The following is a 12,412-nucleotide window of genomic DNA, read 5'->3' on the forward strand; positions in this document are numbered from 1 at the left end:
CGGTCCGGCCCTGATCGGGCATTCGGGCCGACCTGGAAATTCGAGGCGAGAGGCCTTCGACGTGGCAGCACCGCAGAACTACCTCGCAGTCATCAAGGTCGTCGGTATCGGCGGCGGTGGTGTCAACGCCATCAACCGGATGATCGAGGTCGGTCTCAAGGGCGTCGAGTTCATCGCGATCAACACCGATGCGCAGGCCCTCCTCATGAGCGACGCCGACGTCAAGCTCGATGTGGGCCGTGAACTCACCCGGGGCCTCGGCGCCGGCGCCAACCCCGAGGTCGGCCGGAAGGCCGCCGAGGACCACCGCGAGGAGATCGAGGAGGTCCTCAAGGGGGCCGACATGGTCTTCGTCACCGCCGGCGAGGGCGGCGGCACCGGCACGGGCGGCGCGCCGGTGGTCGCCAACATCGCCCGCTCGCTGGGCGCGCTGACCATCGGCGTGGTCACCCGTCCGTTCACCTTCGAGGGCCGGCGGCGCGCCAACCAGGCCGAGGACGGCATCGCCTCCCTGCGCGAGGAGGTCGACACCCTCATCGTCATCCCCAACGACCGGCTGCTGTCCATCTCGGACCGCCAGGTCAGCGTGCTGGACGCGTTCCGCTCCGCCGACCAGGTGCTGCTCTCCGGCGTCCAGGGGATCACCGACCTGATCACCACCCCGGGCCTGATCAACCTCGACTTCGCCGACGTCAAGTCCGTCATGTCGGACGCCGGTTCGGCGCTCATGGGCATCGGCTCGGCCCGCGGTGAGGACCGTGCCAAGGCGGCCGCCGTGATGGCGATCTCCTCGCCGCTGCTGGAGGCCTCGATCGACGGCGCCCGCGGCGTGCTGCTGTCCATCTCCGGCGGCTCCGACCTCGGCCTGTTCGAGATCAACGAGTCCGCCCAGCTGGTCAGCGAGGCGGCCCACCCCGAGGCCAACATCATCTTCGGTGCCGTCATCGACGACGCCCTGGGCGACGAGGTCCGGGTCACCGTCATCGCGGCGGGCTTCGACGGCGGTCAGCCGCCGGCGATCGTCCGCGACCCGGTGGTCAAGGCGAGCGCGACCCCGGCCAACCCGCCGGCCTCCTCGGGCACCCCCGAGCGCCCGTCCGGCCGGCCCGCGTACGGCGGCATCGGCTCGGTGACCTCCCGTTCGGACGGCGACGGCGCCTCCTCGTCCCGTTCGGCCGAGTCGCCGGCCACCACCACGGCCGCCCCGGTGCCGCCGCAGGTGCAGCCGGCCCGGCAGCCGTTCGTGGAGAGCCAGGCCGAGGAACTCGACGTGCCGGACTTCCTTAAGTGATCGACCACGCGGTCCGCGACGGTGCTCACTTCGCCTTCACCACCCGGTGGGGCGGGGTGAGCACTTCGCCGTACGGGGAGCTGAACCTCGGCGGCGCGGTGGGGGACGACCCGGCGGCCGTCCTGGAGAACCGGGCGATCGCGGCCCGCGAGCTCGGCCTCGACCCGGCCGACGTGGTGTGGATGAACCAGGTGCACGGGGCGGACGTCGCCGTGGTGACGGAGCGCCAGCCGGCGGGGGAGGCCCCGGCGGTCGACGCCGTGGTCACCGACCGGCCGCTGGCGCTCGCGGTGCTGACCGCGGACTGCACCCCGGTGCTGCTGGCGGACCCGGTCGCGGGAGTGGTCGGCGCGGCGCACGCCGGACGGCCCGGTCTCGCGGCCGGAGTGGTCCCGGCGGTGGTCGGGGCGATGGTGGCGCTCGGCGCCGAACCCGCGCGGATCGCCGCCGCCACCGGACCCGCGGTCTGCGGCCGCTGCTACGAGGTGCCCGCGCAGCTCCGGGCCGAGGTCGCCGGGCGGGTGCCCGCGGCCCACGCGGTGACCTCCTGGGGTACCCCGGCCCTGGACGTGCCGGCGGGAGTCGCGGCCCAGCTGGCCGCCGCGGGCGTCAACGGGCCGGTGCTGTCACCGGTCTGCACCCTCGAATCCGCCGACCACTACTCCTATCGGCGCGAGCAGCGCACGGGCCGGCTCGCGAGCTACGTCTGGTTGGGCTCTTCACACTGATGACGAATGACATCTTCGGACCGTTCCCGGGCGATTCCGCCCGATTCCTGGACAAGTCCTGGCTGGACGCGCTGACGGAGGGCCAGCGGGCCCGCTACGAGGAGCTCGGCACCAACCTGGAGGTCGTCGAGCGGCGGATCGCCGACGCCTGCGCCGCCGCCGGGCGGGCCCGCGACGAGGTCCGGCTGATCGTGGTCACCAAGACCTATCCCGCCGAGGACACCGCGCTGCTGGCCGGTCTGGGCGCCACCGATGTCGCGGAGAACCGCGACCAGGACGCCGCACCCAAGGCGGAGCAGTGCAGAAACCTTCCTCTTGACTGGCACTTCGTCGGCCAGCTGCAGACCAACAAGGTCCGCTCGGTCGTCCGGTACGCCGACTACGTCCACTCGGTGGACCGGGGGCGGCTGGTGGAGTCCCTCGGCGCCGCGGTCGCCAAGGCCGGACGCGCCGACCTGGGCTGCCTGGTGCAGGTGGCGCTGGACAAGGAGGCCGGCGAGGGCGAGCACCGCGCCGGGGTCGCCCCCGAGGAGGTCCTCGCGCTGGCCGACGCGATCGCCGACACGCCCGGACTGCGCATGGACGGTGTGATGACGGTCGCTCCGCTCGCGGGTCCGCTGGCCGGCGATCCGGCCGCGGCCTTCGATCGGCTGGCGGAAATCGCAACCGCCGTACGAGCGGCCCATCCGGCTGCCACCATGGTCTCGGCAGGGATGAGCGGCGACCTGGAGCAGGCCATTGCCGCCGGAGCGACACATGTGCGCGTCGGAACGGCGGTACTCGGAGTGCGGTCACCCCTCAGGTAACGTCACCGGGTAGTAGATCAGACTGCAGGACAAAATAGGACAGAAGCTAGCAGCTTATCGGAGCGCTAGCCAACCGTGGATCGCAGCTCCGCGGCCCTCATCCACGAACTCTGACTGGCCGTCGGCCTGACGAAGCGTCGTGGGCGGACCGCGGAATCCGCGGACGGGGCCGTTCGGCCCGGCCGTCGGGACGGAGTCGGTCCACCACAAGCGGAGGAGACAGGAGCATGGCCGGCGCAATGCGCAAGATGGCGGTCTACCTCGGCCTCGTGGAGGACGAGACGTACGACGGCCAGGGGTACGACCCCGACGACGACTACGACGCCGATCCCGAGCCGATCCGGACCGGACGCACCGAGGACATTCCGCGGCCGGCCTCCCCGCCGCCCGCGCCGGTCTCCTCCATCACCCCGCAGCCGGTGCCGGCCGCGGTCCCGATTCGTCAGGAGACCCCGAGGATGGCACCAGTGTCGTCCATCACACCCGAACGCCGCCACAACCTGGAGAAGAGCGCCCCGGTGATCATGCCCAAGGTAGTGAACGAACGAGAGCCCTACCGCATCACCACGCTGCACCCGAGGACCTACAACGAGGCCCGTACCATCGGGGAACAGTTCCGTGGCGGGACTCCTGTGATCATGAATCTGACGGAGATGGACGACACCGATGCCAAGCGGCTCGTAGACTTCGCCGCTGGACTCGTCTTCGGTCTGCACGGCAGTATCGAGCGCGTGACGCAGAAGGTGTTCCTCCTGTCGCCTGCTAACGTCGATGTCACGGCGGAGGACAAGGCTCGGATCGCCGAGGGTGGGTTCTTCAACCAGAGCTGACCCGACCACGACTTTACGTGTGGATCTGATCGACAGTGAGTCAGTGACAGACGAGCGGCCCGAGGGCCGACAACCGGGGAGAGGGAAGCGCGATGGAGATCGTGTGGGCGGTGCTCTATTACGCACTGACCGTCTTCCTGGTGTTCCTGCTCGTGCGGCTGGTGATGGACTGGGTCTTCCAGTTCGCGCGTTCGTGGCGGCCCGGCAAGGCCATGGTCCTGGTCCTGGAGGCCACGTACACTGTCACGGATCCGCCGCTCAAGCTTCTGCGGCGGTTCATTCCGCCGTTGCGTCTCGGGGGCGTGGCGCTCGACCTGTCCTTCTTCGTACTGATGATCATTGTGTATGTCCTGATCTCGCTTGTGCGGCCCTAGTCGTAGGTGAGCGATGCGACAGGATGCCGGTGTGCCGACGATCACGTTGAGGTGAAGAGATGCCATTGTCCCCCGAGGACGTTCGGAACAAGCAGTTCACGACCGTCCGCCTGCGCGAAGGCTATGACGAGGACGAGGTCGATGCCTTCCTCGACGAGGTCGAGGCGGAGCTGACCCGTCTCCTCCGCGAGAACGAGGACCTGCGCGCCAAGCTGGCCGCCGCGACCCGGGCCGCCGCGCAGAACCAGGCCAACATGCGCAAGGAGCCGCCGCAGGACGCGCGCCCCGGCGCCCCGGTGCCGGCCGCCATATCCGGCCCGCCGGTTCCCGGCCAGCAGGGTGGCCCCGGCCAGCAGCAGATGGGCCCGGGCGGTCCGCAGCAGCAGCAGCAGATGGGCCCCGGCCAGCAGCAGCAGCAGCAGCAGCAGCAACAACAACAGCAGCAGCAGATGGGCAACCAGCCGCTCGGCCTGCCGTCCGGCGCCCCGCAGCTGCCCGTCGGCCAGGGCGGTCCGATGGGCGGCCCCGGCCAGCAGCAGCAGATGGGCCAGACCATGGGCGGCCAGCAGCAGCTGGTCCAGCCGATGGGCGGTCAGATGCTCCAGCCGATGGGCGGCCCCGGCGGCCCGCAGGGCATGGGCAACCCGATGGGCCAGGGCATGGGCCAGCAGCAGATGCAGCAGATGGGCGGCCCCATGGGCGGCCCGCAGCAGATGGGCGGCCCGATGGGCGCCCCGATGCAGCAGCAGCAGCAGAGCCCCGGTGGCGACAGCGCCGCCCGGGTGCTGGCGCTCGCCCAGCAGACCGCGGACCAGGCGATCTCCGAGGCCCGTTCCGAGGCCAACAAGATCGTCGGCGAGGCCCGCAGCCGTGCCGAGGGCCTGGAGCGGGACGCCCGTGCCAAGGCCGACGCGCTGGAGCGGGACGCGCAGGAGAAGCACCGCGTCGCGATGGGCTCGCTGGAGTCCGCCCGCGCCACGCTGGAGCGCAAGGTCGAGGACCTGCGCGCGTTCGAGCGTGAGTACCGGACGCGCCTGAAGTCCTACCTGGAGACCCAGCTGCGCCAGCTGGAGTCGCAGGCGGACGACTCGCTCGCGCCGCCGCGGATCCCGGCCACCGCCTCGCTGCCGCCGGCCCCCTCGTCGATGGCTCCGGCCGGTGCGAGCGCGATGAGCAGTCCGTCGCCGAGCTTCGGCGGCAGCCAGCAGTCGTTCGGCGGCCAGCCGTCCTTCGGTGGGCAGAGCGCCTTCGGCGGGAACGGCGGTGCGCCGAGCTTCGGCGGGTCGGCCGGTGGCAACTCGGGTGCGCCGCAGATGCAGCCGGCCGGGATGACCCAGCCGATGGCCGCGGTCCGGCCGCAGCCGCCGCAGCCGATGCAGCCGATGCAGCAGGCGCCGGCTCCGATGCGGGGCTTCCTGATCGACGAGGACGGCGACAACTAAGCGGTAGCCGTCGGCACAGGCGCCCCCTTCTCGGCCCTTCGGGGTCGGGGAGGGGGCGCTTTCGTGCGTGCGGGTAGGGGTGGCGCTTGTTCTGTGCGGGGGACGGGAACGGCGGAGCCGCCGCCGCCCGGTGGGCGACGGCGGCTCCGGGGTCGGGTCAGGCCTTGCGCAGCTGGAAGGCGAGGCCGAGGGACTCGTCGGCGAAGGTGTCGGACTGCCAGTCGGCGGCGCCGGCGGCGAAGTCGGTGGCGAGCACCTCCTCGGCGACCAGCGCACCGTGCTCGGCGATGGCCTCGGCGGTCTCGTCGTCGGTCGCCCGCCAGCGCAGGACGATCCGGTCGGCGACGTCCAGGCCGGAGTTCTTGCGGGCCTCCTGGATCTGCCGGATCGCGTCCCGGGCCACGCCGAGGCGCTTGAGCTCGGGGGTGATCGCGAGGTCCAGCGCGACGGTGGCGCCGGACTCGTTGGCGACGGCCCAGCCCTCGCGCGGGGTCTCGGTGATGATCACCTCGTCCGGGGACAGGGCCACCGTCTCGCCGTCCAGCTCGACCGAGGTGGTGCCCCCGGCGCGCAGCTCGGCGGCGAGCCGGGCGGCGTCCGCGGCGGCGACCGCCTTGGCGACGTCCTGCACGCCCTTGCCGAAACGCTTGCCCAGCGCACGGAAGTTGGCCTTGGCGGTGGTGTCGACCAGCGAGCCGCCGACGTTCGCGAGCGACTCCAGGGTGGAGACGTTGAGCTCCTCGGCGATCTGCGCGCGCAGGTCCTCGGGCAGCTCGTCCCAGCCCTGGGCGGCGACCAGCGCGCGGGACAGCGGCTGGCGGGTCTTCACGCCCGACTCGGCGCGGGTGGCCCGGCCCAGCTCGACCAGCCGGCGGACCAGCGCCATGTGGCGGGAGAGGTCGGTGTCGATCAGCGACTCGTCCGCCACCGGCCAGGAGGCCAGGTGGACCGAGCCGGGGGCGTCCGGAACGACCGGGACCACCAGGTCCTGCCAGACCTGCTCGGTGATGAACGGGGTGAGCGGGGCCATCAGCCGGGTGACGGTCTCCAGCGCCTCGTGCAGGGTGGCGAGCGCGGCGGCGTCGCCCTGCCAGAAGCGGCGGCGGCCGCGGCGGACGTACCAGTTGGAGAGGTCGTCGACGAAGCCGGAGAGCAGCTTGCCGGCGCGCTGGGTGTCGTAGGCCTCGAAGGCCGCGTCGACCTCGCGGACCAGGGTGTTCAGCTCGGAGAGCACCCAGCGGTCCAGCTGCGGGCGGTCGGCCGGCGCCGGGTCGCCCGCGGACGGCGCCCAGCCGGAGGTGCGGGCGTACAGGGCCTGGAAGGCGACGGTGTTCCAGAAGGTGAGGAGGGTCTTGCGGACCACCTCCTGGATCGTGCCGTGGCCGACCCGGCGGGCCGACCAGGGCGAGCCGCCGGCGGCCATGAACCAGCGGACGGCGTCGGCGCCGTGCTGGTCCATGAGCGGGATCGGCTGCAGGATGTTGCCCAGGTGCTTGGACATCTTGCGGCCGTCCTCGGCCAGGATGTGGCCCAGGCAGACGACGTTCTCGTACGAGCTCTTGTCGAAGACCAGGGTGCCGACGGCCATCAGGGTGTAGAACCAGCCGCGGGTCTGGTCGATCGCCTCGGAGATGAACTGCGCCGGGTAGCGCTTCTCGAACAGCTCCTTGTTCTGGTACGGGTAGCCGTACTGGGCGAAGGGCATCGACCCCGAGTCGTACCAGGCGTCGATGACCTCCGGCACGCGGGTCGAGGTGCCGCCGCACTCGCGGCAGTCGAAGGTGACCTCGTCGATGTACGGGCGGTGCGGGTCGAGGCCGGCCTGGTCGGTGCCGGTGAGCTCGGACAGCTCGGCCAGCGAGCCGACGCAGGTGAGGTGGTTCTCCTCGCAGCGCCAGATCGGCAGCGGGGTGCCCCAGTAGCGGTTGCGGCTGAGCGCCCAGTCGATGTTGTTGTTCAGCCAGTCGCCGAAGCGGCCGTGCTTGACGTTGTCCGGGAACCAGTTGGTGGCCTCGTTCTCCCGGATCATCGCGTCCTTGACCGCGGTGGTGCGGATGTACCAGGACGGCTGTGCGTAGTACAGCAGCGCGGTGTGGCAGCGCCAGCAGTGCGGGTAGCTGTGCTCGTAGGGGAGGTGGCGGAAGAGCAGGCCGCGCTCCTTGAGGTCGGCGACCAGGGCCTCGTCGGCCTTCTTGAAGAACTGGCCGCCGACCAGCGGGACGCCGGGCTCGAAGGTGCCGTCGGCCAGCACCGGGTTGACCACCGGCAGGCCGTACTTGCGGCAGGTCGCGAGGTCGTCGGCGCCGAAGGCGGGCGACTGGTGGACGATGCCGGTGCCGTCCTCGGTGGTGACGTACTCGGCGTTGAGGACGTAGTGCGCGTTCTCGATCTCGACCAGGTCGAACGGGCGGCGGTAGCCCCAGCGCTCCATCTCGGCGCCGGTGAAGGACTCGCCGGTCGGCTCCCAACCCTCACCGAGGGCCTTGGCCAGCAGCGGCTCGGCGACCACCAGCTGCTCGGTGCCGTCGGTGGCCACCACATAGGTGACCTCGGGGTGGACGGCGGCGGCGGTGTTGGAGACCAGGGTCCACGGGGTGGTGGTCCAGACCAGCAGCGCGGCCCGGTCGGCCAGCGGGCCGCTGGTCAGCGGGAAGCGGACGAAGACCGACGGGTCGACGACGGTCTCGTAGCCCTGGGCCAGCTCGTGGTCGGAGAGGCCGGTGCCGCAGCGCGGGCACCAGGGGGCGACCCGGTGGTCCTGGACCAGCAGGCCCTTGTCGAAGATCTGCTTGAGCGACCACCAGACGGACTGCACATAGGACGGGTCCATGGTGCGGTAGGCCTGGTCGAGGTCGACCCAGTACCCCATCCGGTTGGTGAGTTCGACGAAGGCGTCGGTGTGGCGGGTCACCGACTCGCGGCACTTGGCGTTGAACTCGGCGATGCCGTACGCCTCGATGTCCTGCTTGCCGGAGAAGCCGAGCTCCTTCTCGACGGCGAGCTCGACCGGGAGGCCGTGACAGTCCCAGCCGGCCTTGCGGGCGACGTGGTAGCCCTTCATCGTCCGGTACCGGGGGAAGACGTCCTTGAAGACGCGGGCCTCGATGTGGTGGGCACCGGGCATGCCGTTGGCGGTCGGCGGGCCCTCGTAGAAGACCCACTCGGGGCGGCCCTCGGACTGCTCCAGGCTGCGCTGGAAGACCTTGTTGTCCTGCCAGAACGACAGGATCCGGTGTTCGAGGGCGGGCAGGTCGACCTGCGCGGGGACGGGGTTGTAGGAGCTGGCCATAACGGGCGTCTACCTCCGGCGGATGCATGGACGGGATCCGACGGAGGGACGAGACGGCATGCCGCCCCGCGGTACCACCCTCCTTGGCCGCGATGCTCTCCACGGCCCTCTTGTTTGGGCTTGCTGCCGGGTCTAGCGGACCGGCGAAGGGGATCGCGGACCGTTCTTCCGGCGGCTCCGGGGTGATCTTCGCGCGGTGCACACCCCCGGGCTCGCACCGTCCCCGGGTCGCTGGTGGCTGCGTACTGCGGTACTCGTCCCCATCTGCGCCTTGCAGGCCCAGTGTATCGGCCGTCGCAAGTCGGTTTCGGCGCGCCGGGGCGGGGGGCACAACTCTGTTCGGCGCGGCGGGCGTGTCGCGTGTGGCGGCTGGCTGGGTGGGATCATGGTGAGGCGTCGGTATGTCATGTTGTGACCATTTTTGATCGGGATTATCGTTCCGGCACTGGAGGCCGCCGGGAACCGGCGGCTCGATTCGTTCGTAGATGGGGTCGAAGCCATGGCTGAGAAGACAACCGTCGCGGGTACCGCCACCACGCGGGCACGCAAGGCCGTGGCAGGCGATCCAGGGGAGGGGACCGTGACCACTACCGCACGGCGCAAGAACACCACCGACACCACTCTCGTGGCCCCCGGCCGCACCCGGACCCCGGTCGGGGCCACCGCCCGCCCCGGCGGTGCCGAGTCGGTCGACCCGGCCGAGCTGCCGGTCCGTCCCGGCGAGGACCCGTGGACCTCCGAGGAGGTGCGCGAGCTGCACGCCGAGCTGATCAACGAGCTCGAGCGGCTCCAGCAGGAGATCGACCTGGCCGAGGCGGCCATCACCGGTCTGATGCGGGACTCCAACGACGGGGCCGGCGACGACCAGGTGGACGCCGGTACGAAGAACATCTCGCGCGAGAGCGAGGTGGCGCTGGCCAACAACGCCCGCGACAGCCTCGCCCAGACCGAGCACGCGCTGGTCCGGCTGGAGGGTGTCGGATTCGGCACCTGCGAGTCCTGCGGCCAGGCCATCGGCAAGGCGCGGATGCAGGCCTTCCCGCGGGCGACGCTGTGCGTCCAGTGCAAGGCCAAGCAGGAACGCCGCTGACCGCTCCGGGCGGTCGACCGGGACGACGGGCGGGGTCGGGCTTGCCGTAGGCTCGACCCCGTAACGTCGCCTGATCCGTCGGATGATCCGTCGGAGATCGGGTTTTCCACCGGCCCATCGGCCCCCCACGTCACGGCAGCGGAGCGGATCATCAGTACGCAAGGTTCCCCCCAGACGCGGGACGACTCCGTCCCCACGCCCGCCGACGTCGTGGCCCCGGCCGGAGACCTGGCCGGGCCCGGTCCCGGTGACGTGGCAGGGCCGGACGACGTAGGCGGGCCGGGCGACGTGGCAGGACCGGTCAACGTGGCAGGACCGGTCAACGTGGCAGGACCGGACAACGTGGCCGGGCCCGGTGACGGGGCTCCGGTCCGGTTGGAGGCCCCCGGGACGGCCACTGCCCCGGCGCCGATCCCGATGCCGGCCCCGGTCGGGCCGGCCGGGCCGACCGAGGCGGAGGAGCCGAAGGGGCGCAGGCGGATCGGCGTGCTCCTGGTCGTCGCGCTGCTCGCCTTCCTGGTCGACTTCGGCAGCAAGCTGCTGGTCGTGGCCAGGCTGGAGAACCACTCGGCGATCAAGGTGATCGGCGATGTGATGACCTTCCAGGTGATCCGCAACTCCGGCGCCGCCTTCGGCATGGGGCAGGCGCTGACCGTCGTCTTCACCATGATCGCCTCGGCCGTCATCGTGGTGATCTGGCGGATCGCCCGGCGGCTGTACAGCCTCCCCTGGGCGATCGCGCTCGGCCTGCTGCTCGGCGGCGCGCTCGGCAACCTGACCGACCGGCTGTTCCGCTCGCCCGGCGTCTTCCGCGGGCACGTGGTCGACTTCATCTCCGTCCAGCACTTCGCGGTGTTCAACCTCGCGGACTCGGCGATCGTCTGCGGCGGGATCCTGGTCGTCCTGCTCTCCTTCCGGGGCAGCAACCCGGACGGCACCGTGCACCAGCAGGCGGACAAGGGCGAGCAGGCGGACAAGGGCGAGTAGGGCGGGCGGGGCGGGGACGGCCGCCGCTCGCCGCCGGGCACGGCGCGGGCGGGAGCCCCCGCGTCCGGCATACTCGTACGGGTGAGTACCGCAGCGCAGACCCGAAGCCTCCCTGTTCCCGACGGCCTGGAGGGCGAACGCCTCGACGCCGCCCTCGCCCGGATGTTCGGCTTCTCCCGGACCAAGGCCGCCGAGCTGGCCGCCGAGGGCAAGGTGACGCTCGACGGCGCCGCCGCCGGCAAGTCGGACCGGGTCACCGCCGGCTCCTGGCTGGAGGTCGAGATCCCCGCCCCCGCCGCGCCGGTGCAGATCGTCGCCGAACCGGTCGACGGCATGCGCATCGTCCACGACGACGACGACATCGTGCTCGTCGACAAGCCGGTCGGCGTCGCCGCCCACCCGAGCCCGGGCTGGACCGGCCCCACCGTGATCGGCGGGCTGGCCGCGGCCGGCTACCGGATCTCGACCTCCGGCGCCGCCGAGCGCCAGGGCGTCGTGCACCGGCTCGACGTCGGCACCTCCGGGCTGATGGTGGTGGCCAAGTCGGAGCGCGCCTACACCGACCTCAAGCGGCAGTTCCACGACCGGGTGACCGAGAAGAAGTACCACACGCTCGTCCAGGGCCACCCGGACCCGCTCAGCGGCACCGTGGACGCGCCGATCGGGCGCCACCCCAGCGCGGACTGGAAGTGGGCCGTCACCCGAGAGGGCAAGCCGTCCGTCACCCACTACGACCTCATCGAGGCCTACCGGGCCGCCTCGCTGATGGACATCAAGCTGGAGACCGGCCGGACCCACCAGATCCGGGTGCACATGTCCGCCCTGCGCCACCCCTGCGTCGGCGACATCACCTACGGGGCCGACCCGACCCTCGCCAAGCGGCTCGGGCTGACCCGGCAGTGGCTGCACGCCGTCTCGCTCGGCTTCGAGCACCCGTCGGACGGCGAGTGGGTGCAGTTCTCCAGCGAGTACCCCGCGGACCTGCGGAAGGCGCTGGACATCATCGCGTCGGAGAGCTGAGCCGGAGAGCTGAGCCGGAGCCTGGATCGGAGCCCTGGATCGGGGCTCCGAGTCGCAGAGCCGAGTAGCAGAGCTGAGGAGAGCCGGGATGACGGTGACGATCCGGGTCGCGCGGGGAGAGGCGGACCTCGCGCTGGTGCACGAGGTCCGGCGGGAGGTCTTCATCGTCGAGCAGGGGATCGCCGAGGAGGAGGAGTGGGACGACCTCGACCCCACCTCGGAGCACCTGCTGGCGGTAGGGCCGGAGGGTGAGCCCGTCGGCACGGCGCGGCTGATCTTCGGGGAACAGGCGCTCGGGATCACCGGCGGGGTCGGCGGCCGGGTGCTGCTCGGCCGGCTCGCCGTGCTGAAGACGGCCCGGGGGACCGGGCTCGGCGCCGAGCTGGTGCGGGCCGTCGAGGCCGCGGGGCAGGCGCGCGGGGCGCGCGAGATGGAGCTGCACGCCCAGGTGCAGGCCCTCGGGTTCTACGAGCGCCTCGGGTACGCGGCGGAGGGACCGGTGTACGACGACGCCGGGATTCCGCACCGGACGATGATCCGGGTGCTGTAGCGCCG

At 71.6% G+C, this 12,412-nt stretch carries 11 protein-coding genes; 10 read left to right on the plus strand and 1 reads right to left on the minus strand.

The window, feature by feature from the left end:
* Positions 1–61: 61 nt before the first annotated feature.
* The 6 genes from ftsZ (at position 62) to SM793_RS13010 (ending at position 5,471) form a co-directional block, all read left to right on the plus strand.
* Entirely contained in the window at positions 62–1,291 is a 1,230-nt protein-coding gene (gene ftsZ, locus SM793_RS12985) for a cell division protein FtsZ (protein ID WP_320438292.1), read from the plus strand.
* On the plus strand, positions 1,288–2,019 hold the full coding sequence (gene pgeF, locus SM793_RS12990) for a peptidoglycan editing factor PgeF (protein ID WP_320438293.1): 732 nt from the start codon (positions 1,288–1,290) through the stop codon (positions 2,017–2,019). The genes ftsZ and pgeF overlap by 4 nt, the downstream gene beginning before the upstream one ends.
* Positions 2,019–2,825, plus strand: coding sequence for a YggS family pyridoxal phosphate-dependent enzyme (locus SM793_RS12995; protein ID WP_320438294.1), 807 nt, complete (start codon positions 2,019–2,021; stop codon positions 2,823–2,825). Before pgeF ends, SM793_RS12995 begins: the two co-directional genes overlap by 1 nt.
* A 227-nt stretch (positions 2,826–3,052) precedes the next feature.
* Positions 3,053–3,655, plus strand: coding sequence for a cell division protein SepF (locus SM793_RS13000; RefSeq protein WP_320438295.1), 603 nt, complete (start codon positions 3,053–3,055; stop codon positions 3,653–3,655).
* A 92-nt stretch (positions 3,656–3,747) separates the two neighbouring features.
* Entirely contained in the window at positions 3,748–4,029 is a 282-nt protein-coding gene (locus tag SM793_RS13005) for a YggT family protein (RefSeq protein ID WP_030301231.1), read from the plus strand.
* Between the two features lie 59 nt (positions 4,030–4,088).
* Positions 4,089–5,471 carry a DivIVA domain-containing protein gene (locus tag SM793_RS13010; protein ID WP_320438296.1) on the plus strand — a complete coding sequence of 461 codons (1,383 nt, stop codon included), beginning with the start codon at positions 4,089–4,091 and terminating at the stop codon, positions 5,469–5,471.
* A gap of 157 nt (positions 5,472–5,628) precedes the next feature.
* Here the strand turns inward: SM793_RS13010 and ileS are convergent, their stop codons facing one another.
* The gene (gene ileS / locus SM793_RS13015) at positions 5,629–8,760 is read right to left on the minus strand and encodes an isoleucine--tRNA ligase (protein ID WP_320438297.1); all 3,132 of its coding nucleotides are present in this window, start codon (positions 8,758–8,760) and stop codon (positions 5,629–5,631) included.
* Between the two features lie 580 nt (positions 8,761–9,340).
* Between ileS and SM793_RS13020 the strand changes: the two genes are divergently transcribed.
* The 4 genes from SM793_RS13020 to SM793_RS13035 all read left to right on the plus strand — a co-directional run bounded on the left by SM793_RS13020 (position 9,341) and on the right by SM793_RS13035 (position 12,407).
* On the plus strand, positions 9,341–9,850 hold the full coding sequence (locus SM793_RS13020; protein ID WP_320438298.1) for a TraR/DksA family transcriptional regulator: 510 nt from the start codon (positions 9,341–9,343) through the stop codon (positions 9,848–9,850).
* 417 nt (positions 9,851–10,267) lie between these two features.
* A complete protein-coding gene (gene lspA, locus SM793_RS13025; RefSeq protein ID WP_320438355.1) occupies positions 10,268–10,837 on the plus strand; it encodes a signal peptidase II in 570 nt (189 codons plus the stop codon).
* An 81-nt stretch (positions 10,838–10,918) separates the two neighbouring features.
* A complete protein-coding gene (locus SM793_RS13030; protein ID WP_320438299.1) occupies positions 10,919–11,857 on the plus strand; it encodes an RluA family pseudouridine synthase in 939 nt (312 codons plus the stop codon).
* Positions 11,858–11,945: 88 nt separating this feature from the next.
* The gene (locus SM793_RS13035) at positions 11,946–12,407 is read left to right on the plus strand and encodes a GNAT family N-acetyltransferase (protein WP_320438300.1); all 462 of its coding nucleotides are present in this window, start codon (positions 11,946–11,948) and stop codon (positions 12,405–12,407) included.
* Positions 12,408–12,412 lie beyond the last annotated feature (5 nt).

Origin of the sequence: Kitasatospora purpeofusca (assembly GCF_034043715.1) — a bacterium.
Classification (GTDB): domain Bacteria; phylum Actinomycetota; class Actinomycetes; order Streptomycetales; family Streptomycetaceae; genus Kitasatospora; species Kitasatospora purpeofusca_A.

What these genes read in the sequence shown, in the direction of transcription:
- SM793_RS12995 (WP_320438294.1), top strand. Translation starts at nt 2,019, where the DNA reads ATGACGAATGACATCTTCGGACCGTTCCCGGGCGATTCCGCCCGATTC.
- SM793_RS13000 (WP_320438295.1), top strand. Translation starts at nt 3,053, where the DNA reads ATGGCCGGCGCAATGCGCAAGATGGCGGTCTACCTCGGCCTCGTGGAG.
- SM793_RS13005 (WP_030301231.1), top strand. Translation starts at nt 3,748, where the DNA reads ATGGAGATCGTGTGGGCGGTGCTCTATTACGCACTGACCGTCTTCCTG.
- SM793_RS13010 (WP_320438296.1), top strand. Translation starts at nt 4,089, where the DNA reads ATGCCATTGTCCCCCGAGGACGTTCGGAACAAGCAGTTCACGACCGTC.
- ileS (WP_320438297.1), bottom strand. Translation starts at nt 8,760, where the DNA reads ATGGCCAGCTCCTACAACCCCGTCCCCGCGCAGGTCGACCTGCCCGCC.
- lspA (WP_320438355.1), top strand. Translation starts at nt 10,268, where the DNA reads ATGCCGGCCCCGGTCGGGCCGGCCGGGCCGACCGAGGCGGAGGAGCCG.
- SM793_RS13035 (WP_320438300.1), top strand. Translation starts at nt 11,946, where the DNA reads ATGACGGTGACGATCCGGGTCGCGCGGGGAGAGGCGGACCTCGCGCTG.